This is a genomic window from Paraburkholderia phenazinium (assembly GCF_900100735.1).
In the GTDB taxonomy this organism is placed as follows: Bacteria; Pseudomonadota; Gammaproteobacteria; order Burkholderiales; family Burkholderiaceae; genus Paraburkholderia; species Paraburkholderia phenazinia.
On record NZ_FNCJ01000010.1, the window covers coordinates 160,973 to 183,038 of the forward strand.

The 22,066-nt window shown below is 63.0% G+C and carries 22 protein-coding genes; 9 read left to right on the plus strand and 13 right to left on the minus strand.

Annotated elements, in window-relative coordinates; all coding sequences use genetic code 11:
* Positions 1–76 precede the first annotated feature (76 nt).
* The gene (gene fur / locus BLQ92_RS22290; protein WP_090686699.1) at positions 77–505 is read left to right on the plus strand and encodes a ferric iron uptake transcriptional regulator; all 429 of its coding nucleotides are present in this window, start codon (positions 77–79) and stop codon (positions 503–505) included.
* 121 nt (positions 506–626) lie between these two features.
* Here the strand turns inward: fur and BLQ92_RS22295 are convergent, their stop codons facing one another.
* The 3 genes from BLQ92_RS22295 to BLQ92_RS22305 form a co-directional block, all read right to left on the minus strand.
* Positions 627–1,154 carry an ureidoglycolate lyase gene (locus BLQ92_RS22295; protein WP_090686700.1) on the minus strand — a complete coding sequence of 176 codons (528 nt, stop codon included), beginning with the start codon at positions 1,152–1,154 and terminating at the stop codon, positions 627–629.
* Positions 1,155–1,180: 26 nt separating this feature from the next.
* Positions 1,181–2,191, minus strand: coding sequence for an allantoicase (gene alc, locus BLQ92_RS22300; protein ID WP_090686701.1), 1,011 nt, complete (start codon positions 2,189–2,191; stop codon positions 1,181–1,183).
* A 117-nt stretch (positions 2,192–2,308) separates the two neighbouring features.
* Positions 2,309–3,637, minus strand: a complete 1,329-nt coding sequence (locus BLQ92_RS22305) for a C4-dicarboxylate transporter DctA (protein ID WP_090686702.1) — start codon at positions 3,635–3,637, stop codon at positions 2,309–2,311.
* 227 nt (positions 3,638–3,864) lie between these two features.
* Between BLQ92_RS22305 and BLQ92_RS22310 the strand changes: the two genes are divergently transcribed.
* A complete protein-coding gene (locus BLQ92_RS22310; RefSeq protein WP_090686703.1) occupies positions 3,865–4,557 on the plus strand; it encodes a FadR/GntR family transcriptional regulator in 693 nt (230 codons plus the stop codon).
* A 112-nt stretch (positions 4,558–4,669) separates the two neighbouring features.
* On the opposite strand, the gene gap is transcribed toward BLQ92_RS22310, so the two are convergent.
* Both gap and tkt read right to left on the minus strand, forming a co-directional pair.
* Positions 4,670–5,680 carry a type I glyceraldehyde-3-phosphate dehydrogenase gene (gap, locus tag BLQ92_RS22315; RefSeq protein ID WP_090686704.1) on the minus strand — a complete coding sequence of 337 codons (1,011 nt, stop codon included), beginning with the start codon at positions 5,678–5,680 and terminating at the stop codon, positions 4,670–4,672.
* Between the two features lie 99 nt (positions 5,681–5,779).
* The gene (gene tkt, locus BLQ92_RS22320) at positions 5,780–7,801 is read right to left on the minus strand and encodes a transketolase (RefSeq protein ID WP_090686795.1); all 2,022 of its coding nucleotides are present in this window, start codon (positions 7,799–7,801) and stop codon (positions 5,780–5,782) included.
* 295 nt (positions 7,802–8,096) lie between these two features.
* Here tkt and speE point away from each other — a divergent pair, with 295 nt between their 5' ends.
* The 3 genes from speE to BLQ92_RS22335 all read left to right on the plus strand — a co-directional run bounded on the left by speE (position 8,097) and on the right by BLQ92_RS22335 (position 10,245).
* Complete coding sequence (speE, locus tag BLQ92_RS22325; protein WP_090686705.1) at positions 8,097–8,966, plus strand: polyamine aminopropyltransferase; 870 nt, start codon at positions 8,097–8,099, stop codon at positions 8,964–8,966.
* A 105-nt stretch (positions 8,967–9,071) separates the two neighbouring features.
* Positions 9,072–9,485 carry a VOC family protein gene (locus BLQ92_RS22330; protein WP_090686706.1) on the plus strand — a complete coding sequence of 138 codons (414 nt, stop codon included), beginning with the start codon at positions 9,072–9,074 and terminating at the stop codon, positions 9,483–9,485.
* Positions 9,486–9,504: 19 nt separating this feature from the next.
* A complete protein-coding gene (locus BLQ92_RS22335; RefSeq protein WP_090686707.1) occupies positions 9,505–10,245 on the plus strand; it encodes a 16S rRNA (uracil(1498)-N(3))-methyltransferase in 741 nt (246 codons plus the stop codon).
* A 138-nt stretch (positions 10,246–10,383) separates the two neighbouring features.
* On the opposite strand, the gene BLQ92_RS22340 is transcribed toward BLQ92_RS22335, so the two are convergent.
* From BLQ92_RS22340 to BLQ92_RS22350, 3 genes are all read right to left on the minus strand, one after another.
* On the minus strand, positions 10,384–10,944 hold the full coding sequence (locus BLQ92_RS22340) for a barstar family protein (RefSeq protein ID WP_090686796.1): 561 nt from the start codon (positions 10,942–10,944) through the stop codon (positions 10,384–10,386).
* A 16-nt stretch (positions 10,945–10,960) separates the two neighbouring features.
* Positions 10,961–11,377 carry a ribonuclease gene (locus tag BLQ92_RS22345; RefSeq protein ID WP_090686708.1) on the minus strand — a complete coding sequence of 139 codons (417 nt, stop codon included), beginning with the start codon at positions 11,375–11,377 and terminating at the stop codon, positions 10,961–10,963.
* A gap of 368 nt (positions 11,378–11,745) precedes the next feature.
* On the minus strand, positions 11,746–14,085 hold the full coding sequence (locus BLQ92_RS22350; protein WP_090686709.1) for an NADP-dependent malic enzyme: 2,340 nt from the start codon (positions 14,083–14,085) through the stop codon (positions 11,746–11,748).
* Positions 14,086–14,261: 176 nt separating this feature from the next.
* On the opposite strand from BLQ92_RS22350, the gene thiL reads away from it, so the two are divergent.
* The 4 genes from thiL (at position 14,262) to BLQ92_RS22370 (ending at position 17,014) form a co-directional block, all read left to right on the plus strand.
* Entirely contained in the window at positions 14,262–15,257 is a 996-nt protein-coding gene (gene thiL, locus BLQ92_RS22355; protein WP_090686710.1) for a thiamine-phosphate kinase, read from the plus strand.
* The gene (locus BLQ92_RS22360; RefSeq protein ID WP_175772423.1) at positions 15,247–15,900 is read left to right on the plus strand and encodes a phosphatidylglycerophosphatase A family protein; all 654 of its coding nucleotides are present in this window, start codon (positions 15,247–15,249) and stop codon (positions 15,898–15,900) included. The genes thiL and BLQ92_RS22360 overlap by 11 nt, the downstream gene beginning before the upstream one ends.
* A gap of 26 nt (positions 15,901–15,926) precedes the next feature.
* Complete coding sequence (locus BLQ92_RS22365) at positions 15,927–16,427, plus strand: CinA family protein (protein WP_090686712.1); 501 nt, start codon at positions 15,927–15,929, stop codon at positions 16,425–16,427.
* Positions 16,428–16,495: 68 nt separating this feature from the next.
* Positions 16,496–17,014 (plus strand): cupin domain-containing protein, encoded by a 519-nt coding sequence (locus BLQ92_RS22370; RefSeq protein WP_090686713.1) that lies wholly within the window; start codon positions 16,496–16,498, stop codon positions 17,012–17,014.
* A 42-nt stretch (positions 17,015–17,056) separates the two neighbouring features.
* On the opposite strand, the gene pyrF is transcribed toward BLQ92_RS22370, so the two are convergent.
* From pyrF to araH, 5 genes are all read right to left on the minus strand, one after another.
* Positions 17,057–17,872: an orotidine-5'-phosphate decarboxylase gene (gene pyrF / locus BLQ92_RS22375; RefSeq protein ID WP_090686714.1), complete on the minus strand. Its 816-nt coding sequence runs from the start codon at positions 17,870–17,872 to the stop codon at positions 17,057–17,059.
* A gap of 135 nt (positions 17,873–18,007) precedes the next feature.
* On the minus strand, positions 18,008–19,072 hold the full coding sequence (locus BLQ92_RS22380; protein ID WP_090686715.1) for an aldose 1-epimerase: 1,065 nt from the start codon (positions 19,070–19,072) through the stop codon (positions 18,008–18,010).
* Between the two features lie 216 nt (positions 19,073–19,288).
* Positions 19,289–20,209, minus strand: coding sequence for an SMP-30/gluconolactonase/LRE family protein (locus BLQ92_RS22385; RefSeq protein ID WP_090686716.1), 921 nt, complete (start codon positions 20,207–20,209; stop codon positions 19,289–19,291).
* Positions 20,206–21,006 (minus strand): SDR family NAD(P)-dependent oxidoreductase, encoded by an 801-nt coding sequence (locus BLQ92_RS22390; RefSeq protein ID WP_090686717.1) that lies wholly within the window; start codon positions 21,004–21,006, stop codon positions 20,206–20,208. Before BLQ92_RS22390 ends, BLQ92_RS22385 begins: the two co-directional genes overlap by 4 nt.
* Positions 21,007–21,046: 40 nt before the next feature.
* On the minus strand, positions 21,047–22,063 hold the full coding sequence (gene araH / locus BLQ92_RS22395; RefSeq protein WP_090686718.1) for an L-arabinose ABC transporter permease AraH: 1,017 nt from the start codon (positions 22,061–22,063) through the stop codon (positions 21,047–21,049).
* Positions 22,064–22,066 lie beyond the last annotated feature (3 nt).

Genomic DNA, 22,066 nt, shown 5'->3' on the forward strand with positions numbered 1-22,066 from the left:
TTGCATCGAAGATGACCTGAACAGCGAAAACACATTACTATTAGAACCCTGCATTGTACTCTAGGGATCCCTTGCCATGACCAATCCAACCGATCTCAAAAATATCGGCCTCAAGGCGACCCTACCGCGCCTCAAGATTCTGGAGATTTTCCAGCACAGCCCGGTGCGTCACCTGACCGCTGAAGATGTCTACCGCAACCTGCTGCACGAAGAACTCGATATCGGTCTTGCTACCGTGTATCGCGTGCTGACGCAGTTCGAGCAGGCGGGGCTGCTGTCGCGCAGCAACTTCGAATCCGGCAAAGCCGTGTTCGAACTGAACGAAGGCACCCACCACGATCACCTGGTGTGTATCGACTGCGGGCTGGTCGAGGAGTTCTTCGACCAGGAAATCGAGACCCGCCAGCAAGCGATCGCAAAAGAGCGCGGTTTCAAGCTGCAGGAGCATGCGCTGGCGCTGTACGGCGCCTGCACGAAGGAAAAGTGCCCGCATCGCAAGCACTGATGGGCATTATGGTCGCGTGCCCTCGGGTTCGCGAGCCGTATAGGTAAGAAAGAGAAACCCGGTCGTCGAAAGCTGACCGGGTTTTTTTGCGTCCGGGCGGACGGAGATGCTGCTGCAAGCGCTAGGCCGGCGCCGGATCCAACGTCACCACACCGTCCGGGCCGCCCACGAGCCGCCAAGTGTCTGCCAGCACAAGCTCGTCGCAATTGGGCTGCTCGCCGCCTCGATCCACCACCACGAAGTCGCTGACCCGCCCAAGCGCAAGCAGCGGATGGTGCCAGACCCCTTTTGCATAGTTGACGCCCTGCCAACCCTCGGTCCAGAACGCTCGCATCTGCACCGGATCGAACTCGCCTGCCGGCGCCACCACGACGAGGTAGCTGGCCGCTGCAAGCGGAAGGAAAGCCTGGCTGCCGAGCGGGTGGCGCTCCATCATGCCGATCTCGACCGGCAGCGCACGCGGTTGCGCACGAAACAGGTTGATCAGCGGCCGGCCGCCCTGCTCGCCCACGTCGACCTTGGCAAGATCGTGGTATCGCTCGGTCGTGCCGCCGTTGATCGCGAAGTGGCGCGCGCCGTCCAGTTCGATCACATCGCCGAACGGCGCGAAGGCCGCGCGCGTCAGGCGCTCTATTTGCAGGGTCTTCATCGCAGCGTCTTCCTTGCCATCTGCCGTTACGCCAGTTCGCCCCACAGACGCAGGCGCGACACGCCGCCGTCCGGGAAGATATTGAAACGCACGTGGGTGACCGGGCCGAGCGAGGCCAGTTCGGCTTCGAACGGATGGACATGGTCCATCTGCAGCTTCTGCTCGCCCATCAGGACTGGCCAGAACATGGCCTGAGTCACCAGCGAGTCGTCCGTGCCGCCCGTCACGCTCGCCGCCTGCAGCGAGCAGCGGTCCGGGAAGTTGCCCTTGAAGTAAGCCGTGTCCACTTCGACTTTGCGAATCACGCCCGGCCGCGCCAGTGCAACGATCGCCCAGTCGTTGCCCGGCTCGCGGCGGCGGCGCGTTTCCCAGCCGTCGCCCATGTTGACGCCGCGTCCTGGCATCAGCATCTGCGAGGCCGGTCCGAAATGCTGGTTGTTCGCAGCGACGAGGTAGGCGCCGTTTTCGATCGCCGCCAGATCTATCAGGCTGCCACGCTCGACGCGATCCCAATCGCGCTTGGGCTGGCCATAGACACGCAGGCGCGCCAGACCGCCGTCCGGGTACAGGTTCACGCGCAGGTGCGTGAAGGCGCGCGCGTCGCTGACTTCGACGTAATGGTGTTGGTTGCCTTGCAGCGTCATCGCCGGTACGACCACTTGCCAGTCGGCGTTGTCGGGCGGGATCTCAGCGTCGGCGTAGCACCCCTCCAGCGAGGCGGCCGGCGGGAAATTGCCGGTGAAGTGGCTCGTGTCCAGGTCCACCCCATGGATCACGCCCGGCCGCGCGAGCCGGACCACGCAGTAGTCGTGTCCGGTAGTGCGCTTGCGGCGGGTTTCCCAGCCGTCCATCCATTTGCCGTGATCGTCGTACTTGCCGGGAATGAACACCGCCGGTTGCGGGTCGAGCATCCGCTCTTTGGGCGCGAAGAATTCGTCGCTGGCATAGAGCGCCTGCGCGCCGAGGCGCGGGTCGGCCAGATTCATGTAACGGCGGGTGAAGGCGGGAGCGTTGGGGTCGAGGATTGGAGTAGCCATGGTCTCGGTCTAACGGTAAGAAGGTGAAAGCCGGTGGGCGCGACGGCATCTGCACGTGCTGCCGGTACTACTGCGCCTGCCGGACGGATGCTGCGTTGTGTGGGGCGGTGCCGTGGATCAGATCGCGTGGGCAGGATCCGCGGAGACACCCGGAACATCGGTTTCTTCGCCTGCAGGAACATAGAGGAACGCGGCTTCCCGGTTCAACACGCTGCGAGCGCGAGCCTTGTCGATGTCGTTTTCCCAGACCGCCACCACTACCGTGGCAACGCAGTTGCCGATCAGGTTGGTCAGCGCACGGGCAATCCCGACGAACCAGTCCACCGGCAGGATCAGCACCAGACCCAGCACCGGAATCGCAGGAATCGCGGAGAGCGTGGCGGCAAGAATCACGATCGCCGAACCGGGGATGCCGTGTGCGCCTTTCGACGTCACCAGCGACACCAGCACCACCACGATCAGGTCGTGCACCGACAGCGGCGTATTGGTGGCCTGCGCGATGAAGATCACCGCGAGCGTCAGGTAGATCGAGAAGCCGTCCAGATTGAACGAGTAGCCGGTGGGGATGACGAGGCCAACAGTCGAATCCTTCACGCCCATCCACTCGAGCTTGCGCATCACCTGCGGCAACACGGCATCCGAGGACGCGGTGCCGAGCACAATCGACATTTCCTCGCGCAGATAACGAATCAGCTTGAAGACGCTGAAGCCGGCCAGATGCATGACAATGCCCAGCACGACCGCGACGAAGACGATGCAGCTCGCGTAGAACACCACCACCAGCAGACCCAGTTGTTCGAGCGAAGCGACGCCGTAGGTACCAGTGGTAAAGGCGATCGCGCCAAGCACGCCGAGCGGCGCCAGCTTGATGATGAAGCTCATCACGCGGAAGAACACCTGCGCCAGTTCGTCGATCAGGCTGCTCACTTTCTGCGCCTTGCCACCGAGCAAGGACAGCGCCGAGCCGAACAGCACGGAGAACACGAGGATCTGCAGGATGTCGCCAGTGGCGAACGCGTTGATCGCCGTATCAGGAATGATCTTCAGCAGAAACCCTGCGGTATCCTTGAGATCTTTGGTGTGCTCGGTGTAGGTGGTGAGCGACGCGGCATCGAGCGAGTGCATATTGATGTTCATGCCGACGCCGGGCTTCGTGACATACGCCAGCACCGCACCGATCAAGAGTGCGATCGTCGTCATGAACTCGAAGTAGACCACCGCCTTCAGGCCGACCCGGCCTACTTTCTTCAGATCGCCCGCGTGCGCCATGCCGCTCACCACCACGCAGAACACGATCGGACCGATCACCATCTTGATCAGCTTCAGGAAACCGTCGCCGAGCGGCCGCAACGATTGGGCGAAATGCGGAAACAGCGCGCCGATCACGATGCCCGCTACTAGAGCGATCACCACCCGGCCAAACAGCGAATTGAAAAACTTCAACACGGCCTTCTCCCGGTTACGGATTTCATCTGTTCATACTGGTCCGACCAGTACTGTTATGGTGGATAGTAGGAAGCCGATATAGTGGAGTCAAGACAGAATTTAATAGTGTTTACCCGCCTAATCTTGCGGCGTTTTGACGGTTTTATGTCAGAAGATTGATTCCGCGCTGCGCGTGCCGAAGCCGGGGATTACAATGCCGGTCAGACCACCCGATTGAGTGGAAGATCATGAAGAACGTCCCGCATACCGTCACCGATTCCGCTATTGCCACTATCCGCGAACGGATCGAGGGCGGCGTGTATCCAGTGGGCAGTCTGTTGCCCGCGCAACGTCAGCTCTCCGAAGAACTCGCCATTAGCCGCGCGTCGCTGCGTGAGGCGCTTTCGACGCTCGAGGCGCTCGGCATGTTGATGATTCGTCCGGGCAAGGGCGTGTACGTCGAGAGCGCGCAAGCGTCCGCCGCGAACCCTTGGCGTTTCGCGGAGCAGTCTTCCCTGCCGGATACGTATCAGATGCGCTTCGCGCTAGAAGGCTTCGTTGCGCGCATGGCGGCGCTGGCGGTCAGCGACGCTGACCTTGCGTGGTTCGAAGAGAACATCGAGGCGATGCACGGTGCACTCGCCTGCAACGAGCTGGACGAAGCGGCGCAACTCGACTTCGATTTCCACATGCGCATCGTAAGCATTGCCGGCAATGCGGCGATTGAGTCGATCCTGCGCAGCAGTTCGGACATCATGAAGGAGAGTCAGCGCATGCCGTTCTTCAAGCGCGAACTGGTGCTCTCCACTTACCACGAGCATCGCGAGATTCTCGATGCGCTAAAGGCACGGGATTCCGCCGCGGCCGGTAAAGCGATCGAGATGCACATCACCAATGCCGCGCAGCGCGCAGGCGTGTATTTTCCGGTGCCGAAGGCTTAAGGCTTAGCCACTTTAGACGCGCGGCTAAAACCGCGGACGAAAAAAAACCGCTCCGATGAGCGGTTTTTCATGTGCTGCGCCTGAATCAAATCAAGCGCAGCAGCGGTACAGCTTACTTCGCGTTGGCGAGCGCCACAGCTGTGTCCAGCATGCGGTTCGAGAAGCCCCACTCGTTGTCGTACCAGCTCGACACCTTCACCAGACGACCCGACACCTTGGTGAGCGTCGCGTCGAAGGTCGACGAAGCCGGGTTGTGGTTGAAGTCGATCGACACCAGCGGCGCCGTGTTGTAGCCGAGGATGCCCTTCAGCGCGCCTTCCGATGCTTCCTTCATGATGGCGTTGACTTCATCCACCGTCGTGTCGCGCGAAGCGATGAACGACAGGTCGACGATCGACACGTTGATGGTCGGGACGCGAATCGCGTAGCCGTCCAGCTTGCCGTTCAGTTCCGGCAGCACGAGGCCGACAGCCGATGCAGCGCCGGTCTTGGTCGGGATCTGGCTGTGCGTGGCCGAGCGCGCGCGGCGCAGGTCTTCGTGATACACGTCGGTCAGAACCTGGTCGTTCGTGTACGCGTGGATCGTGGTCATCAGACCGTTTTCCAGACCGATCTTGTCGTTCAGCGGCTTGACGAGCGGTGCCAGGCAGTTGGTCGTGCATGATGCGTTCGAAATGACCGTATCCGATGCCTTCAGCACGTGGTGGTTCACGCCGTAGACGATCGTTGCGTCCACATCCTTGCCGCCCGGTGCCGAGATGATGACCTTCTTGGCGCCGCCCTTGATGTGCGCGCTAGCCTTTTCCTTGGTCGTGAAAAAGCCCGTGCATTCCAGCACGACGTCGACGCCCAGCTCGCCCCACGGCAGTTCAGCCGGGTTACGGTTAGCCAGCACGCGGATGCGATCGCCGTTGACGACCAGGTAGTCGCCATCCACCGACACTTCGCCCGGGAACTTGCCGTGGGCCGTGTCGTACTGCGTCAGGTGGGCGTTGGTGTTGGCATCGCCCAGGTCGTTGATGGCGACGATCTGGATGTCGTGCTTCTTGCCGTTTTCATAGAAGGCGCGCAGCGTGTTGCGGCCGATCCGGCCGTAGCCGTTGATTGCGACGCGAATCGTCATGGTCTATCTCCTGATGGCTGAAAAAAATACGTCCAGGTGGGTTCTGCGGGGCCGGCTCCCGCCAGGCGTGGGGCGCACGCGGCGGGAGCCGGACACTCATCAGCCCAATGCGGCTTTAGCCGTCTCTACGACATGCTCGACGGTGAAGCCGAAATGCTTGAACAGCACGCCAGCCGGGGCCGATTCGCCAAACGTGTCGATGCCGACCACGCCGCCTTCCAGACCCACGTACTTGCGCCAGAAATCCGTCACACCTGCTTCGATCGCAACACGGCGCACGCCCTTCGGCAGCACGCGTTCGCGGTACTCCGCGTCCTGCTTGTCGAACACCGTGGTTGCCGGCATCGACACGACACGTGCGGCAATCCCTTCGCGCGCCAGCGGCTCAACCGCCTTCAGCGCCAGTTCGACTTCCGAACCGGTGGCGATCAGGATGATCTTGCGCGCGACGATCTCGTCATTCCAGTCGCGCAGCACATAGCCGCCCTTGGCGATGTTGGCGATCTGCGCGTCGGTGCGCTCCGAGAACGGCAGGTTTTGACGGCTGAAGATCAGGCACGACGGGCCGTGATATTCGACTGCCTGAGTCCAGGACACCGCGGTTTCAACGGTGTCGGCCGGACGCCACACGTGCAGATGCGGAATCAGGCGCAGGCTGGCGACGTGCTCGACCGACTGGTGGGTCGGGCCGTCTTCGCCGAGGCCGATCGAATCGTGCGTGAACACGAAAATCGACGGTGCTTTCATCAGCGCGGCGACGCGCAGCGCGTTGCGGCTGTAGTCCGAGAACGTCAGGAAGGTGCCGCCGAACGCCTTGAAGCCGCCGTGCAGCGCGACGCCGTTGATCGCGGCGCTCATGCCGAACTCGCGCACGCCGTAGTTCACGTAGTTGCCGGCTGCCTTGCCTTCCGCGTTCACACGTACCGGCTTGGCCGCCTTCCAGTTGGTCAGATTCGAACCGGTCAGGTCGGCCGAGCCGCCGAGCAGTTCGGGCAGCACGGTCGACAGGCCCTCGATGGCCTGCTGCGATGCTTTACGGGTAGCGACGGTTTCCGCGCGCTCGTTCGCGCCGGCGATGATGGCTTGAGCCTTCTCTGCCCAATCGGCCGGAAGTTGCTTGGCCATACGGCGCGTGAATTCAGCGGCTTCTTGCGGGTACTTGGACTGGTACGCTGCGAACGCCTTGTTCCAGTCGGCTTCGTTGCGCGCGCCGGCTTCCTTTGCGTCCCATGCTGCGTAGACTTCCTGCGGGATCACGAACGGCTCCCACTTCCAGCCAATCTTTTCACGCGTAGCCGCGATTTCCTTGTCGCCAAGCGGCGCGCCATGCGAATCATGGCTGCCGGCCTTGGTCGGCGCGCCTTCACCGATCACGGTCTTGCAGCAGATCAGCGTCGGCTTGTCCGACAGCTTCGCTTGCTTGATGGCCGCGTCCACCGCGTCGACGTCATGGCCGACCACGTTCGGGATCACGTTCCAGCCGTAGGCTTCGAAGCGCTTCGGCGTGTCGTCGTGGAACCAGTGCACCACTTCGCCGTCGATCGAGATGCCGTTGTCGTCGTAGAACGCAATCAGCTTGTTCAGCTTCAACACGCCCGCGAGCGAGCAGGCTTCGTGCGAGATGCCTTCCATCAGGCAACCGTCACCGACGAACACATACGTGTGGTGGTCGACGATCTTCGCGTCCGGCTTGTTGAATTCCGTGGCCAGCAGCGACTCGGCGAGCGCCATGCCGACTGCGTTGGCCAGACCCTGGCCGAGCGGGCCGGTGGTGGTCTCGACGCCCGGCGTGATGCCGTATTCCGGGTGGCCCGGCGTCTTCGAGTGCATTTGACGGAAGTTCTTCAGTTCTTCCATCGGCAGGTCGTAGCCGGTCAGATGCAGCAGCGAATACAGCAGCATCGAGCCGTGGCCGTTCGACAGCACGAAGCGGTCGCGGTCGGCCCATTGCGGGTTCTTAGGGTTGTGGCGCAGATGACGCGACCACAGCGCAACGCCGATCTCGGCCATGCCCATCGGCATGCCGGGGTGGCCGGAGTTCGCTTGTTGAACAGCATCCATAGCCAGCGCGCGGATTGCGTTGGCCATCAAGGAGGTGGGGGCGGGAGACGGGGTCGTCATGTCGAGTCCGGAGAACGAGTCCAAAAAGCGGGGCGCGGGCGGCGGGTCCGGAAGCTCGGCGGCCAGTCTGCTACGGCGCACGGTGCGGCGCCTGGAGACGCGATACGGGCAGAGCAAACGGACAAGGCTGCAAAGCGTGACATTCTAACAGATGGTTGTGGCCTTTCCGGCTGCGCGCCGCCTGGGGCGGCGGGGTTCGAGGGGTTGAAACTGGCGCCGGACACCCGTTCGGCACCGCCCGCGCCTCTATAATCCGACCATCGCCAATTCGCCGCGCCCAAGCGCACCGCCCACCGTGAGCGCCCCGCTGCTTTTCCAGCCGACCCCGTACGCCCTGTATGGCTTCCCGAACGCACGGCGCCTCGCGAGCGTCACGTCACCCTATCAACTTATCGAGGTCTGGGACACGCCGCAGCTCGGGCGGCTCTTCACGCTCGACGGCCGCCCCATGACTTCGGTCGGCGACGAGTTCATTTATCACGAGTGCATGGTCCACCCGAATGCGCTGGCCCATCCGGCGCCACAGGCCGCTCTGGTGCTGGGTGGCGGCGACGGGGGCGCGGCGCGGCAACTGCTGCGGCATCCCGGCATCACGAGAATCGTGGTGGCCGAACTCGACCCGGAAGTCGTGCGCCTGACTCGGGAATATCTGCCACAGGTGCATGGCGGCGCCTTCGACGATCCGCGCGTGGAACTGGTGATCGGCGACGCCGCCGGGTTCGTCGCCACCACAGAGGAACAGTTCGACCTGGTCGTATTCGACCTGACGCCACCCGATTCGCCGGCGGCCAGCCTCTACACCCCTGCCTTCTACGGGCAGCTCAAACGCATCATGACTGCGGACGCGGCCCTTTCGCTACACCTCGGCGCGCCGTATTTCCACGCCGTGCGCGCTGCTACGCTGCTCGACGGGTTGCGCGGCGCGTTTGCCGTGGTACGTACAATGGGCGCCTTCGTGCCGCTCTACGGCTCGCTATGGATGATGGCCACCGCCAGCGACACGCTCGACCCCGCCGCGCTCACTCCAGAAATCCTCGCCGAGCGCCTCGCCGCCCGCCAGATCGCCGGACTGGGCTGGTACGACGAGCATGCGCATGCCGGTCTCTTCTCCGCATCTCGGGCGGTGCGCGATAAACTAAGTCAATTCTTAAAGCCAGCACGGTAACGCGGCGGCAGAATGTGCGGCTTGGTCGGCGTGGAGGTTTCGTGCGCCGGCTGCCTGGTTGTGCTGCACGCGCCCCGCTGAGCTTAGCTAGATCCGGAGAACTCCATGACCGCCTCTCGCCCAGCCGGTGTGCCCTGGTTGACCCCCTATCTGACGGTCCGCGACGCGCGGACCGCAATTGCATTCTTTGAAGCGGCATTCGGCTTCGAGGTGCGCGACAGCGTCCAGGACGACGGTGTTGTCATGCATGTCGAAATGGTCTATCAAGGCCAGTTGATCGTGATGTTCGCACCGGAAGGCGCGTTCGGCTCGACGGCGAAGACACCCAAAAGCGCCGGCGCGATTGCACCGCAATCGTTCTATGTTTATGTCGACGATGTCGACGCGGTTTATGCGCGGGCCCTCGAGGCCGGCGCGAAATCGTTGAGCGAGCCACAAGATCAGTTCTGGGGTGACCGTTTTGCGCAGGTCGAAGACCTGGACGGCTACCGCTGGGCGCTCGCTCGCCACCTTTCGTGAACCAATGAGTATTTTCCTGATGCCTCGCTTCTTCGTCGGTACCGCCCTCAAGCCCGACGACATCATGCAGCTTCCCGATGACGTCACGCGGCACATCCTGGTCCTGCGCCTGCAACCGGGCGACTCGATCGTGCTTTTCAACGGCGAAGGCGGTGAGTACAGCGCTGAGCTCATCGAAGTCGAACGCCGCTCGGCCACCGTCAAGATTCGCGAGTTCCGCGATATCGAGGTGGAGCCGCCCTATCACCTGACGCTCGCACAAGGCATTGCCGGCGGCGACAAAATGGATTGGCTGATCGAAAAGGCCGTCGAACTGGGCGCCTCCAGTTTCGTGCCGCTCACCACCACGCGCAGCGTCGTGCGCCTGTCCGGCGAACGCGCGCAACGGCGTCACGCGCACTGGCAGGGCATTGTGCGGTCCTCGTGCGAACAGTGCGGGCGCAATCGCCTGCCTGACGTCGCACCGGTGCGTGAGATCGCCACCTGGCTCGGCGCGCTGCCGCGCGCCGCCGAACCAGGCGAGTTACGCCTGCTGCTCTCTCCGCGCGCTAGCATCAGCTTTACGGCTTTGCCGGCCACCCCGCCGCATGGCCGCGTGACGTTGCTGATTGGACCGGAAGGCGGCTTTTCAGCGGCCGAGGAAGCCGCGGCGACCGACCACGGCTTCACGGCGGTTGGCCTCGGGCCGCGCGTATTGCGAACCGAAACGGCGGGAATTGCCGTACTGGCGGCGTTGGCTGCGCGCTGGGGCGGCTGGTAACCTAAGCCCCCATCTCAAAACAAAGGCCCGCCAATCGGCGGGCCTTTGTTTTGTTCAGTCATCCGTACTGGCGTACTTAGGGCTGCTGCCTGGCGGTTGCGTCCACTTCTTCTCCCCGCTCGCACCCCACCGGCAAACTCAGGCGAACGAATAAAACACGCGGAACGCCACCTTGCGCTCGGCCCAGAATTCCGCGGCTTCGCGGAACACGTCGAGCAGCGTTTCGCGGCCTTCCTTGTCGAATTTCTGCGCCACCGGCAGCGCCTCCAGCACGATCACAAAACCCGGTTGCGTGCCCGCCTTGGCGACCAGATCGGTCAGGCAATCGTAGAGGGCATCGTAATTTTTGCCGAAATGTTTCGGAAACAAAAATGAAGTCGCAATCGTTTCGAGGACTTCTTGTTTGGACTGCGCATTCGCGCAGAACGCATACAGAAAGTGCTGGCCGAGCTGGCTGGCCTCGTCAGCGAGATCCTGGACGCGAAACGCGCGGATCGACTGTACGATGTTCGGTCGTACGGTCTTGAAAAGACTCATAGGCCCCTCGTTCGATGAAAGCACAGTGCTGGCTTCGCTCTGGGTGTCCCGTCCGTCACCGGCGGTGCGCATCTGCATGACACGCTGAAACAGATTGCCGTCGCCGGCCGCGAAAAGATCCGTCGCGACTCCGGAGTCGTGCGCGTAGACGTTGTCGCTCATGCCGTTCATCCCGATGTCATTCAACAATACGATTAAAACTGGTGTAGTGGTCGTCCGAGTAGTAGCAATTATCGGTACGCTGGAGCGGCCCCCCACAGACAATGCGACGCGCGCCGCGATTGTGGGCACGCGGCGTAGGAACGGTGTATTCGTGATAATAGCCGCGCCGATGCGGTGGCAGCAGCCGTTCGCGGTTGCCGAATACGATCCCGTCCTTCTCATACGGGTAAGGCCCGCCTGCGGCAATCAAGTTCAAAGTATTGACTGCTTCACGCGGTAATTGCGCGACCGCGATGGTGCCCTGCACCTGATTGTCGCTATTGCCGGGCGCCGAATAGTCCCGCGCGACCGCGCCGGTGACCAGACTCCCGCACAAACTGCCAAACGCCAGGGCGCCAATAAGCACGCCGTTGCGGAGCCACTTGCGTGCCATGAATCAGGGTTCCCGCTGTTAGATCACGAGTTTGACGACCATGAAAGACGTAAGGGTATCGCTAATGGCCCCTGGAATCAACGTTGGTTCGGCAAACGAAAGGTTCCATTGTTGTTGTAATGTGCCGCCGGCGCAGTCTTGACAACTCTTGACAGATAATTTTATCTCTCTCGGGATAAAATTAACCCGGCGGCGCAGTCCGGGATAAGGGAGTGAGGTTTGTTCTATTTCCGGACGATCTGAGGTGGATGCCGCCGTTTCGTGCCTTTATTGGGTGGCAATCCCCAGTTCACCCAGAGGCGTGCCCGTTGCGGGCACGCCTTTTTTTTCGCCTGTCGGCTTTCGTGTGGGTGGGCCGCGCGGGCCGCTTAACGTGCGGCGATCACATCCGCAACCAGCAGCGCCGTCATATTGACAATCCGGCGCACCGTGGCCGAGGCCGTCAGCACGTGCACCGGCTTGGCCGCGCCCAGCAGAATCGGGCCAATCGCAATGTTATTGCCGGCGGCCGTCTTCAGCAGGTTGTACGAGATGTTGGCCGAATCGATATTCGGCATCACCAGCAGATTCGCATCGCCTTCCAGCGTCGATTCGGGCAGCACTTCACGGCGCAGGTTGTGATCGAGTGCGACATCGCCGTGCATTTCGCCGTCTACCTCCAGATCCGGGGCGCGTTCGCGCAGGATCTCGAGCGTATCGCGCATTTTCTGGGCGGTCGGCGCATTGCTCGTGCCGAAGTTCGAATGCGACACCAGCGCAATCTTCGGCTCGATACCAAAGCGCCGCACTTCTTCAGCCGCCATGATGGTGATCTCGGCAAGCTGCTCGGGCGTCGGATCGACGTTCACGTGCGTGTCGACGAGGAAAATCTGCCGGCCCGGCAGCACCAGGCCGTTCATCGCCGCATAGACGTTGCGGCCTTCCTTCTTGCCGATCACCTGATCGATGAAGTGCAGATGGCGGTGCGTCGTGCTGACCGTACCGCAGATCATGCCGTCCGCTTCGCCCTTCTTCACCAACATCGCGCCGATCAGCGTGGTGCGGCGGCGCATTTCGAGCTTGGCCATCTGCTCGCTGATGCCCTTGCGTGCCATCAGCTTGTGATACGCCTGCCAGAAGTCGCGATAGCGCTCGTCGTGATCCGTGTTGACGACCGTGTAGTCCTGACCGTTGACGAGGCGCAGGCCATAACGGGCAATACGCTGCTCGATCACCGCCGGGCGGCCGATCAGGATCGGCTTGGCCAGCTTTTCGTCGACGATGATCTGCAGCGCGCGCAGCACGCGCTCTTCTTCGCCTTCCGCGAACACAATGCGCTTCTTCTCCGGCTCGACGCCACGCGCGAGCTGGAAAATCGGCTTCATGGTCGTGCCGCTGTGGTACACGAACTGCTGCAGATGCTGCTCGTAGGCGTCCATGTCTTCGATCGGACGCTCCGCCACGCCCGACTCCATCGCCGCCTTTGCCACGGCCGGCGCGACCTTGACGATCAGGCGCGGGTCGAACGGCTTCGGAATCAGATAGGCCGGCCCGAACGACAGATCCTGGATACCGTAAGCCGTCGCGACGATGTCGCTCTGCTCCTGACGCGCCAGTTCCGCAATCGCGTTGACTGCGGCGATTTCCATTTCCCGCGTCACCGTCGTGGCGCCCGCATCCAGCGCGCCGCGGAACAGGAACGGGAACACCAGCACGTTGTTCACCTGGTTCGGGTAGTCGGTGCGGCCCGTGCACAGCACGGCATCCGGACGCACTTCGAGCGCCAGTTCTGGCAGGATTTCCGGAGTCGGGTTAGCCAGCGCCAGAATCAGCGGCCGCTCCGCCATCTGCTTGACCATGTCCTGCTTGAGCACGCCGCCGGCCGACAGGCCGAGGAAAATATCCGCGCCGCCAATCGCTTCTGCCAGCGAGCGGGCGTCGGTTTCCCGGGCGAAGCGCTCCTTGTCCGGATCCATCAGTTCGGTGCGGCCCTTGTAGACCACGCCGGCCAGGTCCGTCACGAGGATGTTCTCGAGCGGCAGGCCGATGTCGACCAGCAGGTCCAGACAGGCGAGTGCCGCAGCACCCGCACCCGAGGCGACCAGCTTGACCGACTTGATGTCTTTACCCACGACCTTCAGGCCGTTGGTGATGGCTGCCGCGACGACGATGGCCGTGCCGTGCTGGTCGTCGTGGAACACCGGGATCTTCATGCGTTTGCGGCATTCGCGCTCGACGATGAAGCAATCCGGCGCCTTGATGTCCTCAAGGTTGATGCCGCCGAAGGTGGGTTCGAGCGCGGCAATCACGTCGACCAGCTTGTGCGGATCCGATTCGTTCAGCTCGATATCGAACACGTCGATGCCGGCAAACTTCTTGAACAGCACCGCCTTGCCTTCCATGACCGGCTTGGAGGCGAGCGGGCCGATATTGCCGAGACCCAGCACCGCCGTGCCGTTCGTCACGACGCCGACGAGGTTGCTGCGCGCGGTGAAGCGGGCGGCATTCAGCGGGTTCTCGACGATTTCCTCGCAAGCGAACGCGACGCCCGGCGAGTACGCCAGCGCGAGATCGCGCTGGTTGATCATCTGCTTGGTCGGCGCGATCGCGATCTTCCCGGGGGTCGGGAACTCGTGATAATCGAGAGCGGCTTCGCGGAGTTTGCTATTGACGGGATTCGACATAAGGCGGGCTTGGAAGTGCGGATTAGAATAGGTGTTCGACGGCATTGTAGCGCCATTCCCTAACGCAATTCCTTCAATCAGGGTATAGGTGCCGCGACTGAAACAGAGTGAAAGATTACGGGTCCGCTCGCCCACACTCGTTGCGGCGACGCAGCATTATCACCGTACAATGCGCGCCGTTAGCAGCCGCTCAGGCCATTTTGCGTGCACGGACCTCCACTATGCTCTCCGAATTTTCGTTGATCGACCGTTTTTTCGCGCGCCGCGCCAGTGAGGTGCGGATCCCTGACGATGGCTCGCTCGGCATAGGCGACGATTGCGCCTTGCTTGCGCCGCGTCCCGGCGAACTACTGGCGATTTCGACGGACATGCTGGTAGAAGGCCGCCATTTCTTCCCCGATATTGCCCCCCATGCCTTGGGCCATAAGGCCCTGGCGGTGAACCTGTCGGATCTGGCGGCCATGGGTGCGCGGCCGCAGGCGTTCACCCTGGCGTTCGCGCTGCCGCAAGCCAGCGAGGAGTGGCTGGCGGCGTTCAGCGACGGACTCTTTGAACTCGCCGAACGCTACGGTTGCGACCTGATTGGCGGCGATACGACCGCCGGGCCGCTCAACCTGTGCATCACCGTGTTCGGCAGCGTGCCGCCTGGGCAAGCCTTGCGCCGCGATGCGGCCAAAGCTGGCGACGACATCTGGATTTCCGGCACGCTCGGCGACGCGCGCGCCGGCCTCGGCGTGCTGCGCGGCGAGTGGTCGGCCGACGAGAAGGACGCTGCGACATTTCGTCGCGCCCTCGAGCGCCCCGAGCCGCGCCTCATGTTGGGCCTCGCGTTGCGCGGCATTGCGCATGCGGCGCTGGACTTGTCCGATGGGCTCGCCGGCGACCTGCTGCATATTCTTGAGCGCTCTCAGGTTGCAGCCCAGGTCGATGTCGACGCGGTGCCGCGCTCCGCAGCATTGCGCAGACTGTCCGCCGACGTGCAACGCCGTTGCACACTGGCCGGCGGCGACGACTACGAGTTGTGCTTCACCGCGCCGGCAGCAGCACGCGAAGCAGTCGAAGCGGCCGGCCGCCAGGTCGAGATTCCGGTGACGCGGATCGGTACAATAACCCCTCTCAAATCGGCGACGGCCAAACCTGCAATCAGTTGGCATGACGCAGCCGGCACCCCGCTCATCTTGACCTTGCAAGGCTTCGACCATTTCCATGCAGACTGAACCCCCGCTCGGCCCCGCTGAGGACTTCGCGGAAGGCCCGTCAAGGGATAGCCCGCCACGGGACGATCCGTCACGGGACGGCCTATTAGCGGACAACCCGTCACAGGACGACCCGTCGCGCGGCGCCCCGCCGGACTCCCCCGGGCCGCGCCCGGTGCGGCCACGCCGCGCGACCGCACGCTTCATGCTGTCGCATCCGCTGCATCTGATTTCGCTCGGCTTCGGCAGCGGCTTGTCGCCGGTGATGCCGGGCACGGTCGGTACGCTGTTCGCGTGGGCATCGTTCGCCGTGCTCAACCGCTATCTGACCGTGCTCGACTGGGGTGTGCTGATCGTGGTGGGATTCCTCGCCGGCATTTCGATCAGCGGCTTCACGGCGAAAAAGCTCGGCATCGACGATCCGTCGCCCGTCGTCTGGGACGAGATCGTCGCGTTCTGGCTGGTCCTGTTGATGGTGACGCCGGTGACCTTTACCGGCCAGGTGTGGGCCTTCGTCGTGTTCCGCTTCTTCGACATGGTGAAACCGCCACCGATCCGTTACTTCGACCGCAGACTGAAAGGTGGTTTTGGCATCATGTTCGATGACCTGGTCGCGGCGTTTTTCACCTTACTGGTGATCGCGCTCTGGCGCATGACGGTCTAACCGTCCCACGTTCTTCGGACAAACGCATGGCTACCGATTCCGTCGTTCACCAACTCGCTATTCGCGTGAGCAACAAGTTGCGCGACGAACGCCTGATGCTCGCGACCGCCGAGTCCTGCACGGGCGGCATGGTCGCGACGGCGATCACTGACATCTCCGGCAGCAGCGGCTGGTTCGAGCGCGGCTTCGTCACGTATTCGAATCAGGCCAAAAGCGAGATGATCGGCGTGCCCGCGGATCTGATCGAAAAGCATGGCGCAGTCAGCGAACCGGTGGCGCGTGCGATGGCCGAAGGCGCGCTACGCAATAGCCGTGCGCAGGTTTCGTTGTCGATTACCGGCGTGGCGGGACCGAGCGGCGGTACTGAAAGCAAACCGGTGGGGACGGTGTCGTTCGGGTGGAGCAACCGGCTGCATACGTCGGTGGAAACGGTGGTGTTCAAAGGCGACCGCGAAAGGATCCGCGTGCAGGCGGCGGCGCATGCGCTGCGCGGACTGCTGGCGTTGCTTGACGAGCGCGAGCGGTAAGGCGCTTTGGTTAACTTTTATCCGCAAGGGGCAGACTCGCCCTTTTGCATCGACTAAGCGCACCTCCCATGCCCAGTCCCGAGCTAGCCAGAGACGACCTGATCCGCCGCTTCGATTTGCAGCCTCATCCCGAGGGCGGCTTTTTTCGCGAAACCTATCGCTCGGCGGTGAGCGTGAGCCGAGAGCGATCAGGCGAGACGCGCTCGGCGTCGACCGCCATTTATTATCTGCTCTGTGACGGCGCGCATTCTGCGTGGCATCGGATCAAGTCCGATGAGGTCTGGCATTTCTATGCGGGCGAGCCGCTGCTGGTACACGTGCTCGATGAGACCGGGAAGCTGATAAGCCACCGGCTCGGCAATCCGCTAACTCATCCGGGCAGTGTCTTTCAGGCCGTGGTATCAGCCGGGTTTTGGTTTGCGGCGGAGTGTGAAGACCCGGCGACGTTCGCCTTGGCAGGCTGCACGGTGGCGCCGGGATTCGAGTTCAGCGAGTTCGAACTGGCTGATATTGATGCGCTGCGCAGCGCCTATCCGGCGCACGCGGAATTCATCGCGCGGCTGGGGCCGGCGGCCAGTCCAGCTTAGAAATACAAGCGGCTACGTTCATTGAAGGTAGCCGCTTCTCCATCACCGATACGCGTTAATCCGATCCCGCGTATCCTGCGCGGCCTTGGCCGCAGCCTGCGCATAGTCCTCGCCCTTACCGGCATAGATAATCGCGCGCGACGAGTTGATCAGCATGCCGGTGCCTGCCGCCGTGCGGCCTGCGTTCACGGTAGCCTCAACGTCCCCGCCCTGCGCGCCGATACCCGGAATCAGCAGCGGCATGTCGCCGACAATCCCGCGCACCACTTCGATTTCCTTCGGAAACGTCGCGCCCACCACGAGGCCGAGCTGGCCGCTCGCGTTCCACTTTTCCGCCGCCAGTTGCGCGACCACCTGATACAGCGGACGTCCGGCAGTCTCAAGGAACTGCAGATCGGAGCCACCAGGATTCGAAGTCCGGCACAGAACGATCACCCCCTTACCCTTGTGCTCCAGATACGGCTCGATCGAATCGAAGCCCATATAAGGGTTCACCGTCACGGCATCGGCCTGATAGCGCTCGAACGCCTCGCGGGCGTACTGCTCGGCGGTGCTGCCAATATCGCCGCGCTTCGCGTCGAGAATCACCGGCAGACCCGGATGGTTCCGATGAATGTGCGCAATCAGCTGCTCAAGCTGGTCTTCCGCACGATGCGCGGCGAAGTACGCAATTTGCGGCTTGAACGACGACGCATACGGCGCGGTCGCGTCAACGATAGTGCGGCAAAACTCGAAGATCGCATCGGCGCGGCCGGCCAGCTCGCCCGGGAATTTCGCGGGCTCAGGATCGAGGCCGACGCACAACAGCGAATTCGTACGCTGCCATGCGTCGTTGAGTGTCTGGATGAAAGTGGACATGATGGGGCTCGCGGCGGGCTGATTAGAGAAGTGGCGCGTATTTTACCCGTCCTGGCCACGAGGACGGACTGCGCAACCGGCAACGGCTTCGCGAGCCGGAGCAACTATAGCCAGCAGGCCACCGCCCGCCGGTGCCTACTGCCGCCGCGAACTCCGCGCCCCAGCCACTGCACGCAAACCGGTCCGCTCGACGGTAAACCGGAATGACCGGATCAAGCGCTCGCCGCGCGCCAGCATGGTCATGCCATGCGCGGCCGCCCCGCCCGGCAGGTTCATCGCATTGATCGGATGATCGACGGGCTCGAAGCAGAAGAAGTCTTCGCCCGGCGGCGTGTAGAGCACGTAGTAATCGGTATCCGAGGCGACCGTCAACGACAACCGCCGTTTCGGCCAGACCACCGCCGCCTGTCCGCTCCAGCCCGTAAAGGCATGATTGACGATGGTCGGCGGCAGCGGATACGCCACGCCAAACTGCCAGGCCGGCGGCGCCGGCACATGGCGCACCGGCAGCCAGTCGTCCCCCTGCAGCCAGAGTCCCGCGGCCGCGGCCGACAACTCGGTCTGTGCGTCTCGCACCAGAAACGGATGGATGCCGAGCCCGAATGGCAGCGCATCGCGCCCGGTGTTTTCGATCTCAAGCGTGATCACGAGGCTCGGGCCGTCGAGCGTATAGGTTTGTGCCGCACGGTACGCGTAGGGCTGGCCGTCGCTGCGATCGAGCGTCAGGCGCACGCTGTCGCGGTCTGTCCCGGCTATCTGCCAGTGAGCCAGCCAGCCGTCACCGTGAATCGGCAACGGCTCGGCCGCGCGATTGCACGGCACGTCGATCCTCCGGCCGCCCACGCCGAAATGCCCGCCGCCGATGCGGTTCGAATACGGCAGCAGCGGATAGCAGGCCAACTGGTTCGGATCGGTATCGGCGGAGACGTGCCGGCAACGGCGGAAGATCGGCACCAGTGCGCCGTCGCTGCGCCAGTCGAAGCGGGTAATGCCGCCGCCGAGCGACGGCGCCACGTCGAGCCGAAGTTGTGGATTGGCGAGCGTGACGCACGCCACGTCGCCCGCGCTCGTCTCGCCGACCGCCACCGCCGAGGTGCTAGGTCCCGCCAGCACCGGATTGGCGGCGGCCGCCAGCCGGGCGCGGCGCGTCTGCGCAGCCTGGGTACTCTGGGAAGAGGAAACGAGGTTCGCAACAGTCATATCAGGCTCCATCGAGAGGCGTGAGACGTTACCGTCATCGCTGACGAATGTTTATGCGGGCGCCTGAATGGGCCGCCTCTTTGAGTCCTCAACTCCTTGAGTCCTTGAGTCTTGCAGTGCGCTTGCCAACCGGCATACCGTGCAATCCGCGACCTGCGACGACCCAACCTGCTCTCAGCACCACGGCCCGCATCTGCGTGCCACGAAAAACCTGCTTCACTCACTCGCCCTACGCGGCAGCGGCGCGTCCTGAAATAGCGCTTCCGGCAAGCCAAGCTGTCCGGGGACCGCGACGAACACCCCGCCAGCATACGAATCGCTTGCGAGCGTTGCCGCATCCAGATCGATGCGCGCGCTCGTGATGTACAGCGTATCCAGTTGCTCTCCGCCCAGCGCCACGCAACTCGGCTGCACGGTGGGCACCGATACGCGCGCCGTTTCAACCCCATCCGGTCCATACCGCACCACCCGCGCACCGCCCCACTGCGCATTCCACAGCCCGCCGTCGCGGTCCACGGTCGAGCCGTCCGGCTCGCCGGTCGCATCCGTCAGTGTCGTGAAGACACGGTTGTTGGCGATGCTGCCGTCTGCGCCGTAGTCGCACGCGCGAATCTCCCGGGTCGGCGAGTCGCAGTAGTACATGGTCGCGCCGTCCGGACTGAAGGCGATGCTGTTCGAAATCGCGGGCGCCGGCAACGGCAGGCGCTCGAGCGACAGATCGCGGTTCAGACGGTAGAACCCACCCACTGCGCGTAAGGGCGAACCCTCGTCCTTCGTACCGAACACGAAACGCCCCTGACGGTCGCAGCGGCCATCGTTGACGCGTGTGTTCATATCCGGCTCGACATCGACAATACGCTGAGTCTCGCCACTTGCAAGGTCGAAAAACGCAAGATGCGAAGCGAGTCCGAGTAAAAGGTAGTGCGGATCGGCGCAGAGCGCAAATGTCGCGAGGCGTTCAGGCATTGGCCAGGACGTGCTGCTTCCGTCCCGCGGGTCATAGCGCCATAGCCTCGCGCCTTCTATATCTGTCCAGTAGAGGCGGCCGCTGCGTTCGCACCAGGTCGCGCCCTCACCCAGCGTGCATTTCGCATCGACCAGCAGCGTCGCGTGCGGGTTGCGCACCGGTTCGCTCATGCCCAGCCTCCGTCGACGATGATGTCCTGTGCCGTGATCAGCCGGCTGTCGTCTGCCGCGAGGAACAGCGCCATGCGCGCCAGATCTTCGGGCATCAACTCGGCATCGATACACTGGCCTTCCTTGATCGAGCGGCGCCCAGCGTCGTCAAGCCACAGGCGCTTTTGCTTTTCGGTCATCACCCAGCCCGGCGCCAGCGTATTGACGCGGATATTGAAGTGGCCGAGATCGCGCGCGAGACCGCGCGTGAGCCCCTGCACGGCCGACTTCGACATCACATAGACCGGGTAACCGCCGTTCTTCAGCATCCAGCTGATCGAACCGAGATTGATGATCGAGCCGCGCCCGGCTGCTTTCATGTCGCCCATCACGGCTTGCGCCGCGAAGAACTGATGGCGGATGTTGACGGCGATGCCCGCATCGAACGACTCGGGCGTGACCTCTTCGATCTGGTGGCGCTTGTCGTTCGCCGCGTTGTTGACCAGCACCTCGATCGGGCCAAGCGCGGTTTTGACATCGGCGATCGCTTTGCGCAGCGCGTCGATATCGGTCAGGTCGCAAGGCAGGAACAGCGGCTTGTGACGCGAATCGCCGAGTTCATCGGCGAGCGCCTCGCCGGCGCTCGCGTCGATATCGAAGAACGCGACGCGCGAGCCCTGGGCCGCAAAGTGCTCGACAAACGACGCGCCGATCCCGGTCGCGCCGCCCGTAATCAGCACCGTGCGGTCTTCAAGGCTCGGATAACGCGCATATACATTGTCCGCCTGGCGGGCATTTGCATTGGCAGGAGACGACATCGTTCGATCCCTCTTCAGACAGTTAATCAGGCGCCGCGCATCAATCGCGCGAGCCGCGGTTCTTCAACTGGTCGAGCAACACGGCGGCGAGCAGGATCGCGCCACGCACCAGGTACTGATAGAACGCGTCGATATTCAACAGGTTCATCACGTTCTCGACCGTGCCCATGATCAGCACGCCGATCACCACGCCCGAAATCGTCGCCCGGCCGCCCAGCAGCGACACGCCGCCCAGCACGCACGCGGAGATCACGTTCAGTTCAAAGCCTTCGGCGGCGTTCGGCTGCCCCGAGGTGATACGCGAGGCGAGAATCACACCGGCCAGCGCCGTCACCGCGCCTTGCACCAGGAAGATATAGACGCGTGTGCGCTCGACGTTGATACCGGCCAGACGCGAGGCTTCCGGATTGCCGCCGATCGCCAGCGTATTGCGGCCATAGACAGTCTGGTTGAGCATCACGCCGAACACGACGAAGCACAGCAACGTCACCCAGATCGGCAGCGAGACGCCGAACATCGACAAGCCGCCCAGCGCGATAAACGTATCCGAGGACACGCCTACCGCCTGGCCATGCGACACGATGAAGCCGAGGCCGCGGACGATTTCCATCGTCGCAAGCGTGGTGATCAGCGCGTTGATGCGCAGATATGCGATCACGGCGCCGTTCACGAAGCCGATCGCCGCACCCGCAGCCACCGCCGCGATGATGGCAATGAACGTATTACCGGTGGCGTTGAGCACCATCGCGCACAGCACGCCGGCAAACGCCACGGTGGAACCCACCGACAAGTCGAAGTCACGCGAGGCGAGACAGAACATCATCGTGCAGGCGACCATGCCGATCTGCGAAATCGACAGTGCGAGACCGAGCATGTTTTCGATCGAGAAGAAGTGATCGACCGTCAGCGACATCGTGATGAACATGATTGCGAAGATCACGATCAGGCTGTAGTCGGTGACCTGCTGCCACCATTTCTGCTTGTCGCTGCTCTGCGGAATCAGCGCGTCGGCGGCACTCTTGGCGGCCTGTTGCGCGAGGTTTTCTCTGGCTTGCATTTG